At 63.0% G+C, this 23,452-nt stretch carries 22 protein-coding genes, 1 tRNA gene and 1 pseudogene; 13 read left to right on the top strand and 11 right to left on the bottom strand.

The features are described from left to right. The first annotated feature begins 45 nt into the window (after window positions 1-45). From AC1DUB_RS02445 to rapZ, 3 genes are read left to right on the top strand one after another with little or no spacing between them, the layout of a single operon-like run. Entirely contained in the window at window positions 46-921 is an 876-nt protein-coding gene (locus AC1DUB_RS02445) for an NAD kinase (RefSeq protein ID WP_477719549.1), read from the top strand. A gap of 36 nt (window positions 922-957) precedes the next feature. Beyond that, a complete protein-coding gene (recN, locus tag AC1DUB_RS02450) occupies window positions 958-2,601 on the top strand; it encodes a DNA repair protein RecN (RefSeq protein WP_477728149.1) in 1,644 nt (547 codons plus the stop codon). Continuing rightward, the gene (gene rapZ, locus AC1DUB_RS02455) at window positions 2,601-3,464 is read left to right on the top strand and encodes an RNase adapter RapZ (RefSeq protein ID WP_477728361.1); all 864 of its coding nucleotides are present in this window, start codon (window positions 2,601-2,603) and stop codon (window positions 3,462-3,464) included. The genes recN and rapZ overlap by 1 nt, the downstream gene beginning before the upstream one ends. Window positions 3,465-3,502: 38 nt before the next feature. On the opposite strand, the gene mutY is transcribed toward rapZ, so the two are convergent. The 3 genes from mutY to mutM all read right to left on the bottom strand — a co-directional run bounded on the left by mutY (window position 3,503) and on the right by mutM (window position 7,545). Next, window positions 3,503-4,654: an A/G-specific adenine glycosylase gene (gene mutY, locus AC1DUB_RS02460; RefSeq protein ID WP_477728150.1), complete on the bottom strand. Its 1,152-nt coding sequence runs from the start codon at window positions 4,652-4,654 to the stop codon at window positions 3,503-3,505. Window positions 4,655-4,673: 19 nt separating this feature from the next. Then, window positions 4,674-6,653, bottom strand: a complete 1,980-nt coding sequence (locus tag AC1DUB_RS02465; protein WP_477728151.1) for a dynamin family protein — start codon at window positions 6,651-6,653, stop codon at window positions 4,674-4,676. A 76-nt stretch (window positions 6,654-6,729) separates the two neighbouring features. Next, complete coding sequence (gene mutM, locus AC1DUB_RS02470; protein ID WP_477728152.1) at window positions 6,730-7,545, bottom strand: bifunctional DNA-formamidopyrimidine glycosylase/DNA-(apurinic or apyrimidinic site) lyase; 816 nt, start codon at window positions 7,543-7,545, stop codon at window positions 6,730-6,732. 96 nt (window positions 7,546-7,641) lie between these two features. Here mutM and AC1DUB_RS02475 point away from each other — a divergent pair, with 96 nt between their 5' ends. From AC1DUB_RS02475 to pth, 7 genes are all read left to right on the top strand, one after another. Continuing rightward, entirely contained in the window at window positions 7,642-9,417 is a 1,776-nt protein-coding gene (locus AC1DUB_RS02475; protein WP_477728153.1) for a tetratricopeptide repeat protein, read from the top strand. Between the two features lie 19 nt (window positions 9,418-9,436). Beyond that, complete coding sequence (locus AC1DUB_RS02480) at window positions 9,437-9,958, top strand: lipoprotein insertase outer membrane protein LolB (RefSeq protein WP_477728362.1); 522 nt, start codon at window positions 9,437-9,439, stop codon at window positions 9,956-9,958. A 108-nt stretch (window positions 9,959-10,066) separates the two neighbouring features. Continuing rightward, window positions 10,067-10,996 carry a 4-(cytidine 5'-diphospho)-2-C-methyl-D-erythritol kinase gene (gene ispE / locus AC1DUB_RS02485; protein ID WP_477728154.1) on the top strand — a complete coding sequence of 310 codons (930 nt, stop codon included), beginning with the start codon at window positions 10,067-10,069 and terminating at the stop codon, window positions 10,994-10,996. A 124-nt stretch (window positions 10,997-11,120) separates the two neighbouring features. Then, window positions 11,121-11,197 (top strand) — tRNA-Gln (locus AC1DUB_RS02490). A 263-nt stretch (window positions 11,198-11,460) separates the two neighbouring features. Beyond that, window positions 11,461-12,435: a ribose-phosphate pyrophosphokinase gene (locus AC1DUB_RS02495; protein ID WP_477719507.1), complete on the top strand. Its 975-nt coding sequence runs from the start codon at window positions 11,461-11,463 to the stop codon at window positions 12,433-12,435. Between the two features lie 96 nt (window positions 12,436-12,531). Beyond that, window positions 12,532-13,218: a 50S ribosomal protein L25/general stress protein Ctc gene (locus tag AC1DUB_RS02500; RefSeq protein WP_477728155.1), complete on the top strand. Its 687-nt coding sequence runs from the start codon at window positions 12,532-12,534 to the stop codon at window positions 13,216-13,218. A gap of 144 nt (window positions 13,219-13,362) precedes the next feature. Next, entirely contained in the window at window positions 13,363-13,977 is a 615-nt protein-coding gene (pth, locus tag AC1DUB_RS02505; protein ID WP_477728156.1) for an aminoacyl-tRNA hydrolase, read from the top strand. A gap of 135 nt (window positions 13,978-14,112) precedes the next feature. Here the strand turns inward: pth and AC1DUB_RS02510 are convergent, their stop codons facing one another. From AC1DUB_RS02510 to AC1DUB_RS02530, 5 genes are all read right to left on the bottom strand, one after another. Beyond that, complete coding sequence (locus AC1DUB_RS02510; protein WP_477719504.1) at window positions 14,113-14,382, bottom strand: YfhL family 4Fe-4S dicluster ferredoxin; 270 nt, start codon at window positions 14,380-14,382, stop codon at window positions 14,113-14,115. Window positions 14,383-14,384: 2 nt separating this feature from the next. Next, entirely contained in the window at window positions 14,385-14,903 is a 519-nt protein-coding gene (gene coaD, locus AC1DUB_RS02515) for a pantetheine-phosphate adenylyltransferase (RefSeq protein ID WP_477728157.1), read from the bottom strand. A 90-nt stretch (window positions 14,904-14,993) separates the two neighbouring features. Continuing rightward, window positions 14,994-15,635 carry a 16S rRNA (guanine(966)-N(2))-methyltransferase RsmD gene (rsmD, locus tag AC1DUB_RS02520; RefSeq protein ID WP_477728158.1) on the bottom strand — a complete coding sequence of 214 codons (642 nt, stop codon included), beginning with the start codon at window positions 15,633-15,635 and terminating at the stop codon, window positions 14,994-14,996. After that, complete coding sequence (locus tag AC1DUB_RS02525; protein WP_477728363.1) at window positions 15,632-17,089, bottom strand: M16 family metallopeptidase; 1,458 nt, start codon at window positions 17,087-17,089, stop codon at window positions 15,632-15,634. Before AC1DUB_RS02525 ends, rsmD begins: the two co-directional genes overlap by 4 nt. Before the next feature lie 38 nt (window positions 17,090-17,127). Next, a complete protein-coding gene (locus AC1DUB_RS02530) occupies window positions 17,128-18,636 on the bottom strand; it encodes a M16 family metallopeptidase (RefSeq protein WP_477728159.1) in 1,509 nt (502 codons plus the stop codon). 28 nt (window positions 18,637-18,664) lie between these two features. Between AC1DUB_RS02530 and ftsY the strand changes: the two genes are divergently transcribed. From ftsY to AC1DUB_RS02545, 3 genes and pseudogenes are all read left to right on the top strand, one after another. Then, entirely contained in the window at window positions 18,665-19,798 is a 1,134-nt protein-coding gene (ftsY, locus tag AC1DUB_RS02535; protein ID WP_477728160.1) for a signal recognition particle-docking protein FtsY, read from the top strand. Between the two features lie 213 nt (window positions 19,799-20,011). Continuing rightward, on the top strand, window positions 20,012-20,650 hold the full coding sequence (locus AC1DUB_RS02540) for a LysE family translocator (RefSeq protein WP_477728161.1): 639 nt from the start codon (window positions 20,012-20,014) through the stop codon (window positions 20,648-20,650). Between the two features lie 60 nt (window positions 20,651-20,710). Then, a pseudogene (locus tag AC1DUB_RS02545) lies at window positions 20,711-20,841 on the top strand (pseudouridine-5'-phosphate glycosidase); the annotation flags it as partial. Window positions 20,842-20,926: 85 nt separating this feature from the next. Here AC1DUB_RS02545 and AC1DUB_RS02550 read toward each other — a convergent pair. From AC1DUB_RS02550 to AC1DUB_RS02560, 3 genes are all read right to left on the bottom strand, one after another. Then, window positions 20,927-21,682, bottom strand: coding sequence for an SDR family oxidoreductase (locus AC1DUB_RS02550; protein WP_477728162.1), 756 nt, complete (start codon window positions 21,680-21,682; stop codon window positions 20,927-20,929). A gap of 235 nt (window positions 21,683-21,917) precedes the next feature. Beyond that, window positions 21,918-22,376, bottom strand: coding sequence for a carboxymuconolactone decarboxylase family protein (locus AC1DUB_RS02555; protein ID WP_477728163.1), 459 nt, complete (start codon window positions 22,374-22,376; stop codon window positions 21,918-21,920). 36 nt (window positions 22,377-22,412) lie between these two features. Beyond that, on the bottom strand, window positions 22,413-23,327 hold the full coding sequence (locus AC1DUB_RS02560) for an RNA polymerase sigma-70 factor (RefSeq protein ID WP_477728164.1): 915 nt from the start codon (window positions 23,325-23,327) through the stop codon (window positions 22,413-22,415). Window positions 23,328-23,452: the final 125 nt, after the last annotated feature.

Below are 23,452 nucleotides of genomic sequence, written 5' to 3' on the forward strand. Positions count from 1 at the left end.
ACATTCTACGAAGCTTCCGAAACCATGTTGTGATGTAATTTGATGATGAAGTCGCAATTCCGCCATGTCGCACTGATCGGCAAGTACCACGCCCAGGGGTCCCGTTCTGCGCTGGAAGACATTGCGCACTTTCTGGGCACGCAGGGCTGTGATGTGGCGATTGAGCAGGACACCGCCAGCAACACCGGCCTGACGCAGTTCCCCACGCTGGATGCGGCCGGCATAGGCGCCCAGTGCGACCTCGCCCTGGTGGTTGGCGGCGACGGGACCATGCTGGGCATCGGCCGGCTGCTGGCCCAGTTTGGCATTCCGCTGGTGGGTATCAACCAGGGCCGGCTCGGCTTCATCACCGACATCTCGTTTGACGATTACCAGGACACGCTCAAACCCATGCTGCGCGGCGAGTTTGAGGAAGACCGGCGCTGGATGATGCAGGCCAAGGTGGTGCGCGACGGGCGCTGCGTCTTCAGCGCAACGGCCATGAATGACGTCGTGGTCAATCGCGGCGCGACCGCCGGCATGGTGGAGCTGCGTGTGGAAGTCGATGGGCGCTTTGTGGCCAACCAGCGCGCTGACGGCCTGATCATTGCCTCTCCCACCGGCTCCACGGCCTATGCCCTCTCCGCCGGCGGCCCCTTGCTGCACCCGTCCATTCCCGGCTGGATACTGGTTCCAATTGCCCCGCACACCTTATCAAACAGGCCCATCGTGCTGTCAGATGCGGGGGAAATTACGATTGAAATAGTGGCGGGCCGGGATGCCAGCGCCAACTTTGACATGCAGTCGCTGGCCACCTTGCTGCATGGCGACCGGATCACCGTCAGGCGGTCGGAGCACCAGATGCGGTTCCTGCACCCCAAGGGATGGAGTTATTTTGATACCCTGCGCAAAAAACTGCACTGGAATGAAGGCGTGGCCTGAAGCGCCCCGGCTGACCTCCTGGCCCGGATTTAACTTATGAGCCTCAAAAGCATTTCGCTTCGCGATTTTGTCATCGTCCATGCACTGGACCTGGATCTGTCGGATGGCTTTACCGTCCTCACCGGGGAAACCGGGGCCGGTAAATCGATATTGATTGACGCCCTGCAGCTGGCGCTGGGCGCACGCGCCGATGCCGGCGTGGTCCGTGAAGGCGCTGCGCGCTGCGAAATCAGTGCGGAATTTGACAGCCCCGCCAGCCTGGCGCCGTGGCTTGAGCAGGCCGGCTTCCAGGCGGACGGCAGCCTGCTGCTGCGCCGCACGATTGACTCACAGGGGAAAAGCCGGGCCTGGATCAACGGGAGCGCGGCAACCGCCACCCAGCTCAAGGAAATCGCCGACCAGCTGGTGGACATCCATGGCCAGCACGCCTGGCAAAGCCTGACCCGCCCCGACGCGGTACGCGGCCTGCTGGATTCCTATGCGGACCTGTCCACCGTCACGCTCTCCCAGTGCTGGCAAGCGTGGCGCACGGCCCAGAAAACATTGGCTGACGCGCGCGCCGCCCAGGACAGCCTGCAGCGTGAACGCGAACGCCTGGCCTGGCAGATCGGCGAGCTGGACAAGCTGGCACCGGGCGTGGATGAATGGGACGAGCTCAATGCCCAGCACGGTCGCCTCTCGAATGCCCAGGCCTTGCGCGATGCGGTGCAGACCGCCGTCGACGCCCTGCAGGAAGCCGACGACAACGCCACAGCCCTGCTCGGCCGCGCCATTTCATCACTGCAAAATCAGGAGCACATAGAGCCTGAATTCAAAGGGCTTGCCGAGGTTTTGAACAGCGCATTGGCACAGGTCGAAGATGCCGTGCATTCACTGAACGGCTATGCAAGGCATGCCGAGCTGGAGCCGCAGCGGCTGGCCGAGCTGGATGAGCGCCTGTCTCTCTGGGTCAGCCTGGCCAGGCGTTACAAACGCACGCCGGCCGAGCTGCCTGAATTGCTGGCCTCCTGGCAAAGTGACCTGCACCGGCTCGATGAAGCGGCGGATCTGGTCCAGCTTGAAAAAAATGAGCACCTTGCCCGCTCGGCTTATATGGAAGAAGCCCGCCAGGTCTCCAAGTCCCGCAGCAAGGCAGCACCCCTGCTCGCCAGGGCCATCACACAGGCCATGCAGGGCCTGGGCATGCAGGGCGGAAAATTTGACGTCGCGCTCGCCAAGCTGGAGCAACCCGCACAGCATGGGCTTGAGCAGGCCGAATTCCTGGTCGCCGGCCACAGCGGCAGCACGCCCCGTCCCGTCGGCAAGGTCGCGTCAGGCGGTGAACTGTCGCGCATCGCACTGGCGATCGCCGTCACCACCAGCCAGCTGGGCCAGGCGCAAACACTGATCTTCGATGAGGTTGACTCAGGCGTGGGCGGCGCCGTGGCTGAAACCGTTGGCCGCCTGATGAAGCAGTTGGGCAAAGACCGGCAGGTCATGGCAGTGACCCATCTGCCCCAGGTCGCCGCGTGTGCCGACCAGCATCTGGTGGTGGCCAAGCGCACCGAAAAAGGAGCGACTGTCAGCACCGTGGACCATGTCAACGGTGAACAGCGCGTGGCGGAGGTTGGCCGCATGCTGGGTGGTGAACGACTGTCGGGCACCACGCTTGCGCACGCCAAGGAAATGCTGGGCCAATGATGGCTCTGGAAATGGTGCTCATCACCGGCATGTCTGGCTCGGGCAAGTCCGTGGCCCTGCACGCGCTGGAAGATACCGGCTATTACTGCGTGGACAACCTGCCACCGGAGTTGCTGACGCCTTTTGTAGCGCTCGAGCACCAGCACGGCCCGCGAAAAGTGGCTATTGCAATGGATGTGCGAAGTGCCACGTCATTACCGCTTGTGCCGCAGCAGCTGCGGAAATTGCAGGCGCAGGGCGTGACCGTCCAGTCCTTGTTCCTCGACGCCAGCACCGAAACGCTGGTACGCCGCTTTTCCGAAACCCGCCGGCTTCACCCGCTGTCGCGCGGCAATACGGCCGACCAGCACCGGGCGCTGGTCGATGCCATTGAGCTGGAGCGCGAGCTGCTGGGCGACATACGCGAGCAATCCCATGTGCTGGACACCAGCATGATCCGCGCCTCGCAGTTGCAGGCTTACGTGAAGTCGCTGATCGCCGCCCCGGCACCCCAATTGACGCTGGTGTTTGAGTCATTTGCCTTCAAGCGGGGGGTGCCGCTGGATGCCGACTACGTCTTTGACGTGCGGATGCTCCCCAACCCGCATTACGAACCGGACCTTCGCCACCTGACAGGGTGCGACCAGCCCGTTGCCGATTACCTGAAGGCGCATGCAGAGGTGGCCGACATGTTCAGGGATATCAAGAAGTTCCTTGATCATTGGTTGCAGGCACTCGTGAAGGATCACCGCAGCTATGTCACGGTGGCCATCGGCTGCACCGGCGGCCAGCACCGGTCGGTCTACCTCGTGGAAAAGCTGGCTGAGTCGTTTGGCAGGCAGTGGCCTACCCTGAAACGGCACCGCGAACTGGATGCCGGCTGATCAGGCGGTAACAGGCCAGCGCATCGCCGGCATTCAGGTCATGCCGGCGCATCCTGCAACAGCAGTTTGCGGATCGGTGCAGGCAAGCCCAAACCCGGCCATTGCGCCGGACCAAACCACGCACCGGCTCTCGCTCCCGCGTCCATCGCTTTCGGCATGGCCTGGCCCGCCCGAAAGCCCGCGATCCAGGGGGCCAGATGCAAATCCCTGTGCGTCAGCACATGGACGAAATGCGGCAAGGGCTCGAGCCTGCCGTGCAGACTGGCAGGCAAAAAAGCTTTCAGGGCGTCGTCGCTGTCAAAAACCGGCAGGCAATACAGCCCGCCCCAGATGCCTGACGCAGGACGCTTTTCAAGCCATACCGACCCGTCCGGCCTTTGCGCCCATAACAGGCTCAGCGCTTGCGAACTGCGTTTGAGTGTTCGCGTTTTGACGGGGTATTTTTCGGGTTCACCGGTTGCGCGTCCGCTGCACAGGTTCTGCACGGGGCACAACAGGCATTGCGGCTGCCGGCCGGCGCAAATTGTGGCACCCAGATCCATCAACCCCTGCGTGTAACGCGGCATGCTGTCCGGCAGATTCTGCGTGGGCAGCAGGTCGGTGGCCAGGTTCCACAATGCGCGTTCATTGGCGCCTTGCGCCAGGTCGGCCGAAAACCCGAGTACCCGCGTGAGCACCCGTTTGACGTTGCCGTCGAGGATCGCGACGCGCTCTCCAAAACAAAATGACGCAATGGCAGCCGCAGTAGAACGGCCTATGCCCGGCAAGGTCTGAAGCTGTTCGGCGGTACGCGGAAACTGCCCTGCATGCAGTTGCATCACCTCCTGCGCGCAACGATGCAGGTTGCGTGCGCGGCTGTAGTAGCCCAGGCCGCTCCACAAGGCCAGCACCTCATCCTGCGAGGCCGCGGCCAGGTCGCTGACGGCGGGGAAATGCTGCAAAAACCGGGCGTAGTAGTCGAGCACGGTGGCGACCTGGGTCTGCTGGAGCATGATCTCTGACAGCCAGACACGGTAGGGGTCGCGCGTGTTTTGCCAGGGCAAGCTATTGCGTCCATGCGTGGTCTGCCAGCGCACGATTTCCCCGGCAAAACCTGACAGCGCCGGTCGCGCAAGATCCGGTTTCCCGCCCTGCGGGCAAGCAGGCGGAGGGGTCAGCCCGCCTTTGGGCGCGACGCCTGCAGCAATCATCAACGGTCAGGGGTCAAGGTCAGGCAGCCTGGCTCAACGCCACCTGTTCTGTGGAAGCCGCAGGCTCTTCTTCCCTGGGATGGGTCGCGGGCCCGGCCATCAGATGCTCTGTCAGCTCTTTGAGCTTGGTGTCAAGCTCATTGAGGACATTCTCCTGGTCTTCAATCTCGGCAATCCGCTCGTCCAGGCCGGAGGCGGCCTGCTGGATACGCTCAATCGCTTCGAGCCGGCGCCCGAAATTGCGGCGACGCTCGCGCAGCTGCGCGTCCAGTTGCGAAGCCGCCGACTTGTTCCAGAGCTCCACTTCGCCCAAGGCGGACTCATACACAACACGCAGGCGCGTGGCCAGCGCCCGAACCAGCCGCTCGGAAAACTCTGCCTGCGAGAGTTTCAGCACATTGCTGACCCCCAGGTATTGCAGGTGGCTGCGCTGTATGAGTTCCAGATCGTTCACATACCGGGTCAACTCGGGCTCTTTGGGAGCTTGCAGCGAGAAGCTGAATTCAGCATTCAACTGCCGAAAAGATGCGGTCAGCATGGACTGGATTTCGCCACTGAGGATTTGGCACTTTTGCAGGCCCTCGCGCAGCCGCGAAAAGGTCTGACCGTAAGCCTTCTTCACGCCGAGTTTGATGCCCGACTTCTTGAGCGTGGCGGTCAGCTCAGCCAGCTCGGCCTTCAGCGTCGGCGTGCTGAGCAGGTTGAACATATCCCGAAGCAATTTAAGGTGCACGGATCGCACCGCATGTATTTTGGCGCCGCTGGTGTCAAACTCGCCCTGCTCCTGCTCGATGCGCGTACGCATGTGCTTGATCACCGAGGTGTTTTTACCCCTCAGGCCGCGCAGCTCAATCATCTGCTCGGCCAGATCACGCCGGCGGATGTGCATGGCGCGTCCCGCCTCGGTTCTCAGCTCGCCAATACCGCCGACCACTGCCGTGCGCAGGATTTTCTGGCGCTGGCCCATCACACCCTGCGCCAGCGCAAGCTCGAGCACCGGCAAACGGCTGGCCTGCAACAGCGCCTTGTCGCCAGTAACTTTGGCAAGCAGTCCCTTTTGCGCAGAAACGGGAATGACCTGCGACTCGGGCAGTCCCAGGATTTCGGCCGATGTCACCCTTTGCCGGTCAATTTGCGCCTGCACCTGCTCGGGTGTGCTCAAGGCATCCCACATGGTGTCGATCTTGTTCAGCACTACCAGGCGGGCGTCGCTGGCATCGCCCTCGGTGATCAGGTGTTCGCGCCAGATGGAAAGGTCGGATTTGGTCACACCCGTATCGGCGGCAAGGATGAACACCACCGCATGCGCCTGGGGAATCAGGCTGACGGTCAGTTCAGGCTCGGCGCCAATCGCATTCAAGCCCGGCGTATCGAGGATGACCAGGCCCTGCTTGAGCAGGGGATGCGCAATGTTGATCAGTGCATGACGCCACTTCGGCACCTCGATCAGGCCATCGGCGCCCACCAGGGGGTTGTCTTCGGGGGTGCTGTCGTTCCAGAACCCGAGCAGGCGGGCCTCTTCCTGGGTGACATGCCGGACTTCGGCGACCTTCTCGAGCGCCTGCGCCAGCTGGGCCGGGTCGTTCACGTCCAGGTCAACGCGCGTCCACTTTTCGGGCACCATGCGCCATTCCATCAGCGCCTGGGTCTGCAGGCGCGTCTCGATCGGCAACAGGCGCAGGCAGGGCGGTACATCCGCGTCATAGCCCAGCTCGGTCGGGCACATGGTGGTGCGGCCGGCGCTCGCCGGCATGATGCGGCGGCCATAGCCGGCAAAGAAAATGGCATTGATCAGCTCGGATTTGCCACGCGAAAACTCCGCCACAAAGGCCACCATGACCTTGTCGGAGCGCACCTGCGACTCCAGCCTGTGCAACCGCTCTTCCACCGCGGCGTCGAGCAGGTCATGGTCTTTCATCCACTCGGCAAGCAGCTTCAGTCGCAGGGCAAATCCGCGTCGCCATACGCCGTGCTGATCAAATTTTTCGTTAAAAGACATAGTCAACTGTGTGGATGTGAGCGGTCAATATAGCATCGCCCACCCGAAACAACCATGGGCCTCCTCTGTGGAACGCTCACGGTTTCTGGCAACTGGCGCAATAAAAAGTCGATCGCTGGCCCTGCCGGATACTTTTGATGGGCGATCCGCACACCTTGCAGGGCATGCCGGCACGGTCGTACACCATGGCGTCAAGCTGAAAATGACCCGCCTCGCCCTGGGCGTTGGAAAAGTCCCTGAGGGTACTTCCCCCTTTTGTAACGGCCTGTGTCAATACCTGCCGAATGGCGCGGTGAAGCAACGCTGCGCGCGGTTTGCTGATACGGGACGCCTTGGTGGTAGGCCGGATACCGGCCAGAAACAGCACCTCCGACGCGTAAATATTGCCCACCCCCACCACGGCCTCGCCGCCCATCAAAACCTGCTTGATGGCGGTCTGCCTGGGCTTGAGCGCCTGATGGAACACCGCCGCGTCGAACGCGTCACTGAGCGGCTCGACACCCAGCCGGCCCAGGAGCTTGTGGGCCACAGCGTCGTGCTCGTCCCCGGCATACACCACGGCGCCGAAACGGCGCGGGTCGTTCAGGCGCAAGGTTCCAAGGCTGGTCACCATGTCAAAGTGATCATGCTTGCCAGGCAAGGAAAGACCCGAACCAAAGCTCACGCTGCCAGACATGCCAAGGTGAATCAGCAGCAGCCCATCGCTCAGGTCGACCAGAAGATACTTGCCGCGGCGGCGCACAGCCAGCACCTGCAGGCCCACGAGACGCTGCGCACTGCAGCCCAGCGGCCAGCGCAGCGGTTTTCCCATGGATACCGCCTCGATGCGGGCGCCAGCAATGCGGTCTGCAAAACTCAGGCGGGTGACTTCAACTTCGGGCAGTTCAGGCATGGCTCACAGTCAGGCGGTAACAAACATCAACCCGCGGGACAGACCCTGAGGACAAGAGGGAAAACGCATCCGCGGAGCTTCAATTATCATGGGTTGATGAAGAAAAGACTTAGCCGTGTCCTCGGCTGCCTCTACCTCGCCGCCCCCTTGGTGCTGGCGCAGACCCAAGCGCCCGCGCCCGCCGCACCTTCCGGGCTCGCCGAAGCCAAAGCAGCGCAGGACGCAGCGCCGCCCTCCTCACCGCTCGATAGCGCACTGTTTTACCAGCTGCTTGTGGGTGAAATCACCACGCAGGATGGAGAGCCCGCCGCGGGTTTCGCGCTGATGCTGGACGCAGCCCGCAAAACGGGAGAGGCCCTGCTCTACCAGAGAGCCACCGAAATTGCCCTGCAGTCGCGCTCCGGCGACGCCGCGCTGCAGGCCGCGCAGGCCTGGAAGCAGGCCCAGCCTGCCTCGCGCGAGGCCAACCGCTATGTGCTGCAAATCCTGATCGCACTGAACCGCATTGCCGAAACAGCAGGCCCCCTGAAAACCGAGATCGGCCTGGCGCCGGAGGCCGAGCGCAATGCGGTCCTGGCCGTAGTGCCGCGCGCCTATGCCCGCGTCAATGACAAGAAACTGTCCAGCACCGTGGTGCAGGAGGGCCTGGACACCTACCTGAACAATCCCGCCACCGCCGGCGCCGCCTGGGCCACCGTGGGCCGCATGCGACTGGCCGCAGGCGACAACAATGGTGCACTCGACGCGGCCAAACGCGGCCAGGCCGCCGACGCTCGCGCTGAAGGCCCGGCCATGGTGGCGCTGGAACTGATGGACCCCAAACTGGCCGAGGCAGAAGACCTGGTCAAGAAATACCTTGAAGGCAACGCCAAGGCTCTGCCCGAATTCCGCATGGCGTATGCGCGGGCCCTGCTGGATGCACAGCGCTATGCAGAAGCGGCGACCCAGTTGCAGGTGGTGACCCGTGAAAAACCCGACTTCCCGGAAAGCTGGCTGGTGCTGGGCTCTTTGCAACTGCAGGACAACCAGCTCGCGCAGGCGCAGACCTCACTGCAACGCTATGTCGCACTGGCGGAGCAGCAGGCCGCGGAGGCTGACCGCAATCGCGGCCTTGCCCAAGCCTATCTTTCGCTGTCGCAAGTGGCTGAAAAGCGCAAAGACTTCACGGCTGCGGAAAACTGGCTGAACAAAATCGAGGATGCCTCTGAACTGACGGCGGCGCAAACCCGCCGCGCCTCCATTCTGGCGAGCCAGGGCAAGCTCGAAGAGGGTCGGAAACTGATCCGCCAGCTGCCGGAACGCAACCCCGCCGATGCACGGCTCAAACTCAATGCCGAAGTCGGACTGCTTCGCGACCTCAAGCAATACCGGCTTGCCCATGAGGTGCTGGCGCAGGCTCTGACCAAGACGCCCGATGAACCTGAACTGCTGTACGACCAGGCCATGATGGCCGAGAAACTTGCATCGCTGGGCGAGATGGAGCGCCTGCTGCGCAAGGTCATCCAGCTCAAGCCCGATTACCACCACGCTTACAACGCGCTCGGTTATTCGCTGGCAGACCGCGGTGTTCGCCTGCCGGAAGCCCGCGAACTGATCCAGAAAGCGCTCGGGTTCGCGCCGTCCGATCCCTTCATCAAGGACAGCCTGGGCTGGGTTGAATACCGCATGGGCAACAAGACCGAAGCGCTTCGCATTTTTGAGGCGGCCTACAAGGCCAAACCCGACGCGGAAATTGCCGCGCACTACGGGGAGGTACTGTGGAACCTGGGCCGGCGCGAACGGGCGACGGCGATCTGGAAAGAAGGCTTGCTGCTGAACCCCGACAACGAGACCCTGCTGGAAACCCTCAAGCGCCTGCGTGTGAAGCTGTAACCCCGGATCCCTGCCCTTGTTGCTCCTCACCCGCCTGCGTTCCGCCTTTTTTTCAGGCTGCCTGATTGCTACTTTTGCCGCTACTTTTTTAATAGCAGGATGCGCTCATCCTCCCGGAACAAAAGGCATAAGTGACCCCAAAAGCGGTTTCTGGGCCGGCCGTCTCAGCCTGCAGGTGCACAGCGAACCCGCACAGTCTTTTTCGGCCAGTTTCGAGCTCAAGGGCCAACCGGAGCGTGGCGAGTTGACACTCATCAGTCCACTGGGCAATGTCCTCAGCGTACTGCGCTGGTCTCCCGGTGAAGCCGTCCTGGATTCAGGCAACGAGAAGCTGCAACACTATCCATCGATCGATGCCTTGACGGAGCAGGCCACGGGCGCGGCCTTGCCGCTGGCTGCGCTGTTTGGCTGGTTGCAGGGGGATCACGCCAGCGTCAACGGCTGGTCTGCCGACTTGTCCCGCCACAGCGAGGGCCGCATTTCGGCCAAAAGAGCCCAGCCCACACCACCGGCCGACCTTCGTGTCGTGCTGGATCAATAAGGTCCGGCGCCGCGTCTGCTCAGCGCTAACGAATTGCCAGCGGATTGCCAACGGATTCACGGATCAAACGCATCAAACGGATTAATGGATCAAACGGATTTTTCAAACGTGACACGCCCTGCCAGTGCCCCCCGTTCTTCGGCTTACGCGCGCCCGCTCAAAGCCATTTACGACGTTCCCGCCCCCGCCAAGCTCAACCTGTTTTTGCACATCACGGGCCGGCGGGCCGATGGCTACCACCTGCTGCAGTCGGCCTTCATGCTGATCGACTGGTGCGACACCCTGCACTTTGAGTTGCGCACAGATGGCCAGATCAGCCGCGCCGACCTGGGCGATCCCGGCCATCCCGGCGGCAGCACACCCGAACCGCTGCCCGCCGAAGATCTGGTCGTACGGGCGGCCAGGGCCCTGCAGGCAGCTTGCGGCACCTCCCTGGGGGTTCACATTGGCCTGGAAAAGCGCATACCGTCGCAGGCGGGCATGGGAGGCGGCTCGTCCGACGCGGCGAGTTGCCTGCTGGCGCTGCAACGCCTCTGGGGTGTGACGTTACCTGCCACGGAGTTGCGCGCGCTGGCCCTGTCGCTGGGCGCGGACGTGCCTTTTTTCCTCTCGGGCGGACACGCCTGGGTCGAAGGGATTGGCGAGAAAATCACCCCCATCGCACTGCCGGCTGCGCGGTTTGTGGTGGTCAAGCCTTCGGCCGGACTCTCTACGCCCGCTATTTTCAGTGCACCGGAACTCAAACGCGATACAGAAACTGCTACAATCCAAGGCTTTGCTGCAAATGCAGAAGGTCAGGTCTTCGGATTTGGTCGCAACGACTTGCAGCCGGTTGCCCAGGCACTGTGTCCGCCGATTGGCCAATCACTCGATTGGCTGTCAGCGCAACACCTTGAGGGACGAATGACCGGCTCGGGAAGTGCTGTGTTTGCGCTACTGCCGCACGATGTAGATCTGCCAGATTTGCCGGGACACCCTGGCGACTGGAAAATTCGCAAGTGCAGCAATTTGCAAGCGCATCCCCTGGCCGGTTGGTAATAAAATAACCGCTCTTGGGAATGTGTTTTCAAGCGACCATGAGTCAACAGGTTATAGGTCGGTTGTTGGCAAGTTGCGTTGTCTGGTTTCAGGCTACGCTTCAAAGGCAACAGTTGTCCTGTGTAGGGGTGTCGCCAAGCTGGTTAAGGCACCGGATTTTGATTCCGGCATTCGCAGGTTCGAATCCTTCCACCCCTGCCAAATTTCTGATCTGCCATGAAGGCGGGTCGCAGATCCGCCCGGTGCGGGTCTGCATGACTGACGGAACCCCTTAGGTTCCGCTTGACTACAGGCCCGCTTGGCGGGTCTGTGTGTTTTTGGAGACACAGGCAACCGGTGCTCACTGCCAAGTTCCTGTTGCGACGTGTTTCCCCGGTGCGTATTGTTGCCGTGCGCAAGTTGATTCGATAAAAATTTCCGCCGCGTTCAAGTCCTCTTCAAGTTCGATTTCAGCTGGGCCTCACATGCAAACGCACCATCCCGACTTCATGGTTTTCACCGGCAATGCCAACCCCAGCATGGCCTCCGAGATCGCCCAGCACCTGGGCATTTCACTGGGCGCTGCCCATGTGGGGCGTTTTTCCGACGGTGAAGTCACCGTTGAAATCCAGCAAAACGTGCGGGCCCGTGACGTGTTTGTGGTGCAGTCGACCTGTGCGCCAACCAATGACAACCTGATGGAACTGCTCATCATGGTCGATGCGCTCAAACGGGCGTCGGCCGAGCGCATCGCTGCGGTGATTCCTTATTTCGGCTATGCCCGGCAGGATCGCCGCCCGCGTTCAGCGCGCGTGCCGATCACTGCCAAAGTGGTGGCCAACATGCTGCAGGCCGTGGGCGTGTCGCGCGTCCTGACGATGGACCTGCATGCCGACCAGATCCAGGGCTTTTTCGATATTCCGGTGGACAACATTTATGCCTCGCCGGTGCTGCTGGGTGATTTGCGCCAGAAGAATTACGCCGACCTGATGGTGGTCTCGCCGGACGTGGGCGGCGTGGTGCGCGCCCGTGCGCTGGCCAAGCAGCTCGGATGCGACATGGCCATCATCGACAAGCGCCGTCCCAAGGCCAACGTGTCGGAAGTGATGCACGTGATCGGCGATATCGAAGGCCGCAACTGCGTGATCATGGACGACATGATCGACACGGCCGGCACGCTGGTCAAAGCCGCCGAGGTGCTCAAGGAGCGTGGCGCCAAAAAGGTTTACGCGTATTGCACGCACCCGATTTTTTCGGGCCCGGCCATTGGACGTATCACCCAGGGTGACGCGCTGGATGAGGTGGTGATCACCAACACCATTCCATTGAGCCAGAACGCGCAAGGGTGCAAAAAGATTCGCCAGCTCTCCGTGGCACCGCTGATCGCCGAAACGATCCAGCGCATTGCCAGGGGAGAGTCGGTCATGAGTTTGTTTTCGGACCAGGACAACCTGTTCTGATCCGAAACAAAAAGGTGGCTGCGCAACCTTCAGGGTTGGGCAGCCTTTTTATGTCGGGGTGAGCTGGTCGCGGCCCGCCCCTTAATGGAGAAGATTATGAAATTCGTCGCTTTTGAGCGCGCAAAGCAGGGCACGGGTGCGAGCCGCCGTCTCCGCATCACCGGCCGCACGCCCGGTATTGTTTACGGTGGCACCGGTGAACCGTCGCTGATCGAACTCGATCACAACGCACTGTGGCACGCCATCAAGAAAGAAGCTTTCCACGCTTCCGTCCTCGAGATGGAAATGGGCGGCAAGACCGAGAAGGTTTTGCTGCGCGATCTGCAAATGCACCCGTTCAAGCAACAGGTCCTGCACATCGACTTCCAGCGCGTTGACGCGAGGACCCGCCTGACCATGAAAGTGCCACTGCACTACAGCGGCGAAGAAGAGTCCCCGGCTGTCAAGGCCGAGAACTGTCTGGTCAACCACGTGCTGACCGAGTTGAGCATCTCCTGCCTGCCCAAGGACCTGCCGGAATTCATCGACATCAATCTGAGCGGCCTGAAAAAAGGCACCTCGCTGCACGTCAAGGACATCACGCTGCCCAAAGGCGTGAAGTTCGTCGCCAAAGGTGGCCAGGACAACCCGGTGCTGGTGTCCGTGTCTGCCGTGTCGGAAGAGGCCGAGGCTGATGCCGCTGCCGCAGCGGCGGCGGCCGTGCCTGTGGACCCTAAAGCAGCCAAGGCTGCTGCCGCCAAAGAAGCCAAAGCTGGCGCCAAACCTGCTGCTACCAAGAAGTAACTCCCTGCCAGCAGCATTGGCCTGAAAAGGTCAGCGGCCCTTGTCCTCCCCGGAGGCCAAGGGCCGTTTTTCTTGGGGGTCACGCTCTGCTGCACCGATAATCCCGGTTGCGGGACGCACCGCTTTCTCCATCTCACACACAGCATGATCAAACTCTTTGTTGGCCTGGGCAACCCGGGCGCCGAATACGAGGCTACGCGCCACAATGCCGGCTTCTGGTGGATAGACGCGCTCTCGCGCGAATTGAAGGCGCCGCTCAGCCTGGACAAGAGTTACCACGGCCAGGTCGCGCGCACCACCCTGAACGGGAAAACCGTGTGGCTGCTCAAGCCCCTGACCTTCATGAACGTCTCGGGCAAATCCGTGGCCGCGCTGGCCCGATTTTTCAAGATCTCGCCCGAGGAGGTTCTGGTGGCGCACGACGAACTCGACATCGTGCCCGGGCAGGTCAAGCTCAAGTTTGGCGGCAGCCACGCGGGCCATAACGGCCTGCGCGACATTCATGCCCAGCTCGGCACCGACGACTACTGGCGCCTGCGCATCGGGGTGGGGCACCCGGGCGTGAAGGCCGAGGTCATCAACTGGGTGCTGAAAAAACCGTCGCAGGAACACCGCGTGGCGATTGAAGAATGCATTGACCGCGCCCTCAAAGCGGTGCCAGCCCTGCTGGCAGGCGAGATGGAAAAAGCCACCATGCTGATTCACACCAGCCAGCCACCACGGCCCAAGCCACCGCGCAGGACTGACCCGGAAGACTGAGCATTACCGGATGCCTGCTATTATTTTGATAGCTTGTTGCTTATAGCTGATGAACTGATGGCGGCCGCGTTTTAGCCGCTCAGGTTTTGCTGATGATCCGGCGCGCTTTCCCGCGCTGCCCGGCAATCGCCTGAACTACCGGGCCACCACTACCGGAATGACGGCTTGCAGGCGCTGGTATTTTTGCCAAAGCGTTTCCCGGGTTTCAACATGCTGCGGATTGACCGGGATGCAGGCCACCGGGCAGACCTGCACGCACTGCGGTTCGTCAAAATGACCAACGCATTCCGTGCATTTGTGCGGGTCGATTTCGTAGATTTCCTTGCCCAGGTAAATCGCCTGGTTGGGACATTCAGGCTCGCACACGTCGCAGTTGATGCACTCGTCGGTAATCATCAAGGCCATGTTCAGCCTCCTTTCGATCCTGCCGCATGCGCGGCACCCAGCGCCGCAGCCACCGCCGGACTCACCATCTGGCGGACATCACCGCCCAGCTTGCTGATCTCGCGCACCAGCGTGCTGCTGATGCATTGCAGCGCCGCATCGGGCAGCAAAAAGACGGTTTCCACCTGCGGCTGGAGCTTGCGGTTCATGGCGCCCATTTGCGCTTCGTAATCAAAATCCGTCACGTTGCGAACGCCCCGCACCACGGCGCAGGCGTTGTGCGCGACGCAAAAATCCATGATCAGCCCCTCAAAGGCCATCACCCTCACGCCGACGATGTCGCGGGTGGCCGCCTGTACCTGCTCCACACGGTCCTGCAGCGAGAACAGGGTTTTCTTGTGGTGGGCCGCCGCGACCGCAATGATGAGCCGGTCAAACAGCTTGCCGGCACGGCGCACCACGTCGTCATGGCCGAGCGTGAAAGGGTCAAACGTGCCGGAATAAACAGCAATGCGTGGCGTTGGCGGCGGGGTGGCGGGCATGGGGGAATTATGCCCCGCCGGCCTCGGGCGCGCGTAACCCCAAGCCGAACAGGGCCGCAGCTGCCCTGTCCTGGCGGCCAGCCCGGTGCCTCAACTGTCGATGCGCACCAGCAGATGGAAATGCACCGCGCCCGCCTTGCCGCTGCGGTGTACCCGCAGGCCAAGCGGCTGCAGTTCCTCATCGAGCCAGTACCGGGGTGCCTCCAGATAGACAAGGCCGGTAGGCCCCAACACCTGCACGGCGGCTTTCAGCGCGGGCTCAAACAGTTCGGACTCAAACGGCGGGTCCAGCAGCACCAGCTGCATGCTGGCCGCGGGCAAACGACGCAGCAGGCCCACGCCGTCGCCGCGCTCGATCCGCACCATGCCGGCCTGCAATTGCGTTTGCAGGGCCTTGAGCCGCAACACCAGCCCGGGGTCCTGCTCGCACAGCAGCACCTCGGTCGCGCCTCGCGAGGCCGCTTCAAATCCCAGTACGCCAGTGCCGGCAAACACATCAACGCAGCGCCAGCCGGTCAGGTCCTGGCCCAGCCAGTTAAACAGGGTTTCGCGCACGCGATCGGGGGTGGGGCGCAGGCCGGGCTTGTCGGGCACCGGAAGTTTGGTGCGTTTGTACTGCCCGCCAATGATGCGAATTTCGCCAGGAGGTTTGGCTTTACGCGCTACCACCTTGCCCGACCTGGCGGGCCTTTTTTCAGTTTTCTTTTCAGTTGCCAGTGCGGTGTATTTCATGGCGCGGCTCCCAGAATCACGGTAATCATCTTTTCGGGTTGTAATTTGCGGGCAAAAGCCGTCTTGATGTCGGCCACCGTCACCTTGTCGACCTGCTGCGTCCAGGTATCCAGGTAATCGAGCGGAAGGTTGTTCCAGGCGATGCCGGAGATGTTGTCGAGCAGTTTGCGGTTGCTGTCAATGCGCAGCGCGAAGCCACCAATCAGATTGGCCTTGGCGGCCTGAAGTTCGGCCTCGGTAGGCCCGTTGGCCACGAAGTCATTCACCACCTGGCGCACGATTTGCACGGCCTGTGCGGCCTGATCGGGCCGGGTTTGCAGGCCCACGGTGAAACTGCCGGCATGCAGGCCGGGCGAAAAGTAGCTGGAGACGCCGTAGGTCAGGCCGCGCTTTTCCCGCACCTCGCTGGACAGGCGCGACACGAAGCCGCCACCGCCCAGGATGTAATTCCCCACGGTCAGCGCGAAATAGTCCGGGTCGGCCCGCTTGAACCCGGGCTGGCCGATCAGCACATGGGCCTGCGCCGAATCGAAGGGAATGCGCTTTTCCTGCGCCTCGGCCAGCGGCGCCACTTCGGCCACCACCGGAGCCGGCGCCAGGCTGGCGCAGGGCACTTGCGGCAGGCGCGCGAGCAGCCGCGCGGCGATGACATCCGCCTGCGCCCGCGTGACGGCGCCCACCATGCTGATGCGCGCGCGGCAGGCCACGACGCCGGCCGCATGGGCCGCCCGCATGTCAGCCACGCTGATGCGCGCCAGGCTGGCTTCCGTCACCTGGTAGCCGTAGGGGTGGCTGCCATACACCGCCTGGGCATAGGCGCGGCCAATCACACTGGCGGGGCGGGTGTAGGACTCCTTGAGCCCCGCCTGCATGCGCTGGCGCTCACGCTGCCAGATCGCCTCGGGGAAAGACGGCTCGGCAATTTCGCGCGCAGCGAGTGCCACGGCCTTGTCCAGCAGCTCGGGCTCGGTCAGCGAACGCAGTGAAAATCCCATGCGGTCCGAACTGGCGCCGGCGCCGAATTGCGCGCCCAGATCAGCCCAGGCTTCACTCAGCGCGTTTTCGTCCATGGGCGGTTCAAAGGCCCCCACACTGGCCACCGCGTGTGCGCCGCTGCCCCCCGAGGGGGCGCTCGCGCCTTGGGACGGCCTTGCGGCGCGAGTGTCATTTCCACGCACACCCTTGTCCAGCATGCCCGCCGTCACACCGGCCAGCCCCGCCTTGTCAGGCGGGTCGCGCCGGCTGCCGGCGTCGAAATCAATCTGCACATCCACCATCGCAATGGCCGGGCTTTCCACCAGGTAGACCCGGGCACCGCTGGGCTGGGTCCAGTGCTGGACGGGAATGGCGGCCAGCACGCTGGACTGACAGCAAAGCGCCAACAAGCCTGCCGCCCCCGACAAAAGGATGCGGGGGACCCTGTTCCTGGCAGCCGTTTTTAGAGTGGCAATCATCATGGCAACAATCGTATTTTTTCGGTTCATGGCCAGACTTAATGCCGGGTGACGGCGGCCGGGCCGCGCGGCTGGCGGCGCCGGGAGTTCGGGTCCACGGGCTGCGGCAGTAAGGTGGCGCTGGTCAGTTGCTCGTCGCCGAAATATTTGGCGGCCACCGCCTGCACTTCACCACGGCTGACGGTACGCAGCCTGGCGATCAGGCGCGTTGCGGCATCCAGCGGCAAGCCCTGTATCCAGTTGGAACCGAGCTCGCGCGCCTGGCTGAACACCGAGTCGAGCTTGTAGGTTTCGCTGGCAACCCACTGGGTCTTGACGCGCTGCAGTTCTGCCTCGCTGACACCGTCGCGCGCAATCAGGGCCACCTGCTGGCGCAAAGCGTCCGCCACCTGCGCGGTGGTCTTGCCTTCTGCAGGGACACCATCGAGGGTGAACAGCTGCGGCCCGCGGCCCAGCAGGCCATTGGATGCGCCCGCACTGTCGGCCACGCGCCCTTCGCCCTGCACCAGCGCCCGATCCAGGCGCGCACCGCTGTAGCCGTCCAGAATCGCGGCCAGCACGGTCAGGGCCAACGCATCCCGGCCGGCCGCAGGCGGGGACGCCGATGCAGGCAAGGCGGCGCCGGCCGGGTCCGCCAGATCCGCCGCCTCGAGCTTGGGCACCTTGAAGACCAGATTGACATAGGCCTGGCTCGCGGGGGCCTTGAAGTCCAGGCGCCGCATGCCGGCCTGCTCGGGCTCGCTGCGCGGTTTGCGCCCGGGCACCGGGCGCGCCGGAATGCCGCCGTAGTATTTTTCGGCCAGCCGACGGACCTGGGCCACCTCCACGTCACCGGCCACCACGACGGCCGCATTGGCCGGCACATACCAGCGCCGGTAAAAATCACGCACATCGGCCGGGGTCATGGCGTCCAGATCGCTCATCCACCCCACGATGGGGCGGCGATAAGGGGACGCCACGAAGGTGATGGCCGTCGCCTGCTCCAGCAGCATCGCGCGCGGCGACTCCTCGGTGCGCAGGCGGCGCTCCTCCTTGATCACCTCGATCTCGCGCGTGAACTCGTCGTCCGGCCACTGGTTGCCGGCAAAACGGTCGGCCTCCAGCCGCATCACATCTTCAAGTTTCTCCGCGGGAATCTGCTGGTGGTAGCCGGTGCCGTCGCGGCTGGTGAACGCATTGTCACGCCCGCCCAGTGCCGCCACCCGCCTGGAAAATTCGCCCGGCTTCACCGTGGGCGTGCCCTTGAACATCATGTGCTCCACCGCATGGGCGACGCCCGAGGTGCCATCCACTTCGTCCATGGACCCCACGCGCACCCAGAGCATGTGCGCAACGGTAGGCGCGCGGTGGTCCGGCTTGACAATGACCGTCAGGCCGTTGGCCAGCGTGAATTGCTCCACAGGCGCCGGGGTTTGCATCTGCGCAGGGGCTGCCGTGCTGACGCAAGCGGCCAGTACAACAGGCAGGAAAGACGCGGAAATCAGGGAAACAATGCGCTGGGGGAGGGGTACTGAAAGCTTCAAAAGGGCTGGCCCGGGGGGTTTCATAGAATGGTGCGACTCACAAGCATACCCAATGTTCAGTTTTTTCAAGAAAAAATCCCCTCCCCCCGCACCGCCTGCGCCCCAGGCCCCCCCTGCGGCTACCGCGACCCCAGTCGATCCCGCCCCCGCGCTGCCCGCGGCCCCGCTCAACCAGCCCGGCAGCACGGGCGGGCTGATTGGCAGCGCGCTGGTCACGCCGATTGCCATCCCCGTGCCCGATGCCGTGGCGCCGGAGCGCCAGCGCTGGCTCAGCAAGCTGCAGGCGGGCCTGCGTAAAACCGGCTCCAGCATTTCCACCGTTTTTACCGGCAGCCGCATTGACGACGAGCTGTACGAGGACCTTGAAACCGCCCTGCTGATGGCCGATGCCGGCGTGAAGGCCACGGAATACCTGCTCGCCGAAGTCAAGCGCCGGGTCAAGGATGGCGGCATGACACACCCCGTCGCGGTTAAAAACGCGCTGGTCGACGCGCTGGCGCAACTGCTCAAGCCGCTGGAACAAGCCCTGGTGATCGGGAAATACCAGCCCACCGTGATCATGGTCACAGGCGTCAATGGCGCAGGCAAAACCACCTCGATCGGCAAGCTCACGCGTCACCTGGCCGCTGAAGGTGCCTCAGTGCTGCTGGCGGCTGCCGACACCTTTCGTGCGGCGGCGCGCGAGCAGCTCAGCATCTGGGCCGACCGCAACACGGTAGAAATCATCAGCCAGGCAGGCGGCGACCCGGCGGCCGTGAGCTTTGACGCCGTGAGCGCCGGCAAGGCACGCGGCAAGGACGTGGTGCTGGTCGACACGGCGGGCCGCCTGCCGACACAGTTGCACCTGATGGAAGAGCTGCGCAAGATCAAGCGTGTGGTACAAAAAGCCGATACCACCGCGCCGCATGAAGTGCTGCTGGTGATTGACGGCAACACGGGCCAGAACGCCTTGAGCCAGGTCAAGGCCTTTGACGAAGCGTTGCAGCTCACCGGCCTCGTCGTGACCAAGCTCGACGGCACGGCCAAGGGCGGTGTACTGGCCGCCATCGCACTGTGGGCCCGGGAGCGCCAAGGGGTCCACCCCGACCTGCGCCCGGTGCCGGTTTACTTTATTGGCGTGGGTGAAAAGCTGGAAGACCTGGAAACCTTCAGCGCCAGGGAGTTTGCACAGGCGCTGCTGAGTTAAAGGCATTTCATGGCCAGTGATAGCTAAAAAATCAAACGGATTAAACGGATCAAACTGATCAAACCGGCCATTTACAGACCACCAGTGGCTGGCCCAACGGGCCCGTAGCAGCCACTCTTGCCGCGCATGTCCGACCTTGTGACCTGGCCGGATGATTCTTTACAAGCAGCGATGGCGCAGCGACACTTGTTGCTCCAAGAATCTGGAGTTCCTATGCTTCCCGACACCCCGTTGCTCCTGGCTTTCGTGGGCGCCAGCCTGGTGCTGGCTCTCACGCCCGGCCCCGCCGTCGTCTATATCGTGGCCCGCACTCTGGCACAGGGTCGCGCCTGCGGTCTCGCTTCCGTGCTGGGCGTGGCACTGGGCAACCTCTCCAACGCCGTGGGCGCCGCGCTCGGACTGGCCGCTTTGTTCGCTATCTCTTCGATCGCATTCACCGTGGTGAAATGGGCCGGGGCCGCCTACCTCGTGTACCTCGGCATCCGGATGTGGCGGGCGGTGCCGGCCATCGCAAATGCGGCGTTGCAGGCACCGGCGCAGCCCTTGCGGCGAGTCTTTCGCGACGGCTTCATGGTGGCGCTATTGAACCCGAAAACCACCTTGTTTTTTGCCGCCTTTCTGCCGCAGTTCATGGACGCGCACGCCAGCCCGCTGATGCAGACCCTGGCGCTCGGCGGGGTCTTCATCGGTATCGCCGGCTGCACCGACCTCATCTACGTGCTGACTGCAAGCCTCGTCGCACCGCGCCTGAACCGGGCGGCCCGGCACGCCGTCTGGGGCAACCGGCTCGCGGGTACATCCTTCATCGCCTTGGGTGTGCTCACGGCCATGGGCACGCGTCCCACGCGCTAGCCATTGCTGCGTCGCCGATTCGGTCTCGCCGTTGTGAACCACACCGGTGAAAGCATCGATATGGTGGCCGACCTTGCCCACTCCCGGCTGATCCGCAGCGCGCCTGTGGCGGCTGCACAGGCTGCCGGCCGCTCGTGGCGCTGGAATCGACCATCATCGCTCACGGCACGCCCTACCCAGAGAAGGTTCGGATGGGCGTTTACACGACCCTCAGCCAGACAAGAAGCCAGGAATCACCCTGTGCGAACCTGGCTTTCTCGTCGAGAAAATGCCGCTCTATTTCGCGGCCGCGTTGTTTGCCAGCCAGCTTTCCAGCGAGGTCGTGCCGATCCGCGCATGGGCGCCGGGCGTCAAGGACTTGTCATCGAGGCGCGTTCCAAAATACAGTGCATCGTCATCCCTGACGACTTCTCGCGGGTCCTGGCTGGCCTGCAAGGTGCGTCGCAGCAATTCGTCGAGACGGAATGACTGGGGCCCTGCGATTTCACAGGTGTCGTTCAGCGGTGCCTCGGTGGCAACCTTTGCCAGCGCGGCAGCGACGTCATCGGCCGCAATCGGCTGCAACCGGGCCGACGACGCACGCACCGTCTGGTTCTGGGTGCTCACATAGGCAATGGATTCCAGGAACTCGAAGAATTGGGTGGCCCGGACAATCGTGTACGGCACTGTGGAGCCCTTGATGATGGACTCCTGGGCCACCTTGGCACGGAAGTAGCCGCTTTCGGGCACGCGCTCGGATCCCACAACCGACAGCGCCACATGATGGCGCACGCCCGCGGTGAGTTCGGCGGCGAGCAGATTCCGGGTCGACGACTTGAAGAAATTCATCACCGCCTCGTCTTCGAACGACGGCGAGTTGGACACGTCAACCACGACCTCCGCGCCGGCCAGCACCTGGGAGAGTCCTTCCCCGGTCACCGCGTTGACGCCCGACGACGGCGATGCCGCAGCCACCTCATGCCCGGCCTGCTGAAGCAAGGCCGCAAGTTTCTTGCCGATGAGGCCACTGCCTCCGATGATCACAACTTTCATGTCAAGTCCTTCATTACGTGGGGGAAATTAAAGACGGCGGCACCCTGCAACCATCCATACAACACAATACGTTTGACGATGACGGCTTGTGACAGCGCTGGGTGAAATCTGCTGTACCCATCGCCGAAGAAAGCCATCGTTCCTTGCATACATCGCCTGGATGTCGTTCAGCGAGCGAAGAACAAAGCATCGCTCCGGGTCGATGGGTTTGTCCTTCGGCTCAGAGGGTGGGCGCTCATTGGATGGGCTTTTCAAGCACCGGCATCTGCATGCCGATGGCCATGCGATTCCAGGTGTTGATCTGTGCGATCGTCCAGCAGAGCTCGACGATCTCCTGGTCACTGAACTGGCTCTTCAGTGCGTCGAAGTCGGCATCCCGGCTGCCGTGGTACTCGACCAGCCTGGTCATGGTTTCGGCCCAGTTCAGCGCGGCGCGCTCGCGCTTGCTGTACAGGCCGGTTTCGCGCCAGGTCGACAGGCTGTTGATACGCTGCCAGGTCTCGCCATGCTTGCGCAAATCGCGTGCATGCATGTCCAGGCAGAAGGCGCAGCCATTGAGCTGGGACACGCGCGTCTGCACGAGTTCCATCAGGACGGGGCCGAGCGAAGACTTGGCGGTGGCAGCACCGACGCCGGCCATGGCCTGATAGGCCTTGGGAGAGATGTCGGTCCAGTGGAGGCGGGGTTCGTTCATGGTTTTACCTTTGAGTCATGGTTGGGATACACAGACTCAAGACGTTTGAGAGGTCGGACTTGTGACATTGAGATCGCGGCCCAATGCCTTGGCGATGCGGGCGAGCTTGTCCGGGTTGCGCTGCGCGTGAATGCGCACGATGCGCTCCCCATCCGTTTCGAGCGTCTGCGCCGACTCCAGGGCGCCATCGATGAAGCGCAGCAAGCCCCATTGACCGTTGAGCACAACCACTTCAAATCGCACCAGGTTGGGGTAGCGCAGGCTGGTGGCGAGATACAGCTGTGCGATGCGCTGCCCGCCCACCAGCGGCGCCCCAAAGCTGGGCACCTTGCCGCCGCCATCGCCGATCAGCTGCGCGTCGTCGGCGAGCATGGTTTTGAGCGCGGCGAACTCGCCGCGCACGGCGGCATCAGCGAACCCCCGCAGCAGCCGCAGCTGGGTCTCTCGAGGGACGGTGTACCGCGGCCGCTGGTCCTGTAGCTGCACCTTGGCGCGGTGAACAAGCTGCCTGCAGGCGGGCTCGGTCTTGCCCAGGGCCTCGGCCACTTCGCCGTAGTCGACATCGAACACTTCGCGCAGCAAATAGGCCGCACGGGCCTCGGGAGCAAGGCGCTCCAGCAATGCGAGGAAAGCCACCGAGACATCGTCGGCTCGCTCCAACACCTGCTCCGGCGAGACGGGGGAATCGGAGAGCAGGGGCTCCGGCAGCCATGTGCCGACATAGTGCTCGCGCTGGATCTTGGCCGTGCGCAGTCTGTCGATGGCCAGGCGCGTGGTGACGGAAACGAGCCAGGCCTCCGTGTTGTCCAGGCGATCCTGGTCGGCCTCGTGCCATCGCAGCCACGCATTCTGGACGACTTCTTCGGCCTCGGCCGAGGAGCCCAGCATGCGGTAGGCAATACCCTGCAAGCGAGGGCGGTGGCGGTTGAATGTGTTGGTGGCGTCGTTCATAGCTACCCAGACGTTTGACACCACCGTTTTGTGACGGCGACGCCATTTCAGGTGCGAGTCGAAAAGACCCCTTTTTTACGCTCTCCTGCCGGTCTGTGCAATGGCAGCATGGGGTCAGCCATCTC

It is taken from the genome of Polaromonas sp. P4_F9 (genome assembly GCF_056401235.1).